The organism is Campylobacter sp. GB48 (assembly GCF_049221845.1).
In the GTDB taxonomy this organism is placed as follows: Bacteria; Campylobacterota; Campylobacteria; order Campylobacterales; family Campylobacteraceae; genus Campylobacter_D; species Campylobacter_D lari_C.
In genome coordinates, this window is the sequence record NZ_JBMJAR010000053.1 from 1 (window position 1) to 1449 (window position 1449).

Sequence of the window (1449 nt, forward strand, 5' to 3'; positions counted from 1 at the left end):
TTAAAAATACACCCCACCACTTAAATATAATTTCATTCTATGATCATCATCGTATTTGTATTGATGTAATGCTCTAGCTGCATCAAGCTTTATATAATACTCATTAGTTTTATTATAAAGTACTTGTAAGCCTACTGCATCTAAAAAATGCTCATCTGCTAATCTACTTCCTGAAGCTTTTTCATACCAAGCATAACCTACATCATAAAAAGGAGTAAAATAAAAATTCGTATTTGGTATATTTATTCTTATACCAAAGTTAGCTACTATGGTATTATCTCCATCACCTTCACCATTATCATAAGCTCTTACTCCATAAGCTCCACCTAAAGAGGAACTTTCAGAAGAATCTAATTCAAAATTCCCTAATACCTTTTGATAGTTTATATTTAAAGTATGCGTAATGTATTCATTAATACTATAATAATTATTCAAACTAGCATTGAGTTTTCTAAACCAGCCAAAGCCTTTAGATCCACTTTTAGATGTACTTCCAAATATAGTAGTACCATCATCATATACCTTACCTATACTTACTTTTGCGCTATAACTTAAGGTATTATTCTCAAATCCTCTAAATAAACCTTCTAAACCCATACTCCCTACATTAGAATGTTTATCAAAGGTTAAAAGATCTAAGGTTACATCACTAAGTATTTTATGATAAATACTTGAAGTAAAGTATAAAGAGGAATTAGTATTAATCCATACAGGATAAGAAAAGTCTACACCAATATTTCTAGAAGTACCACTAAAACCTAAACCTTCATAATCCCCACCTAAAGAATAAGAACCTTGAGATATGCTTGGAGTAATTTTTAAATTTCCTAAAAAGAAAGTATAACTAGCCCCATAGTTGATTTGATTTTCATTGCTTGATTGCAAGTAAAAATTATAATAATCTCCCATATTAAATATAGAATTAAATCCTATACTAATACCAGCTCTAATATCCCCTGCACTTTCAATACCATAATTATCAGCATATAATAATACATTAGCCTTAGTATCAGGTACTACTTCTATAACTACATCAGTTTCTCCTACATTCTCTCCTGCTTGTAAACCTGCTAGGGTTTGTACTCCATACATTTCATTGACTTTATATACACTATCTTCTATGAGTTTAGTAGAGATGATTTTACCTTTGATTCTTTCATTAAGCTTACTTTCTATGAAATGATCTTTTATAGTAGTTTTATTCTTTATTATATACTTACCTAAGGTTCCTAAGGCTATGTTTATTTGCACACTATCTTCAAATTCTTGTTGGGGTACATAAGCTGTTGCTGCAGGATAGCCATTAACTTGGAAATAATAAGCAATGATATTAGATATATCTTGTAAATCTTGTAAGCTAAATTTTCTAGTACTAAACTCACTAATAAGTAATTGTAAATCTTCTTCTTTAATGCCTAGTTTTTTAAAGCTAGTGTTTTCATTAGTGAT

1 protein-coding gene is annotated in these 1449 nt (G+C 29.5%); it reads right to left on the minus strand.

Features of this window, described 5'->3' with window-relative positions; translation table 11 throughout:
- The coding region (locus ACOTVC_RS08685) for a ShlB/FhaC/HecB family hemolysin secretion/activation protein (RefSeq protein ID WP_421628358.1) at window positions 1-1449 on the minus strand (1449 nt) is incomplete at its 5' end.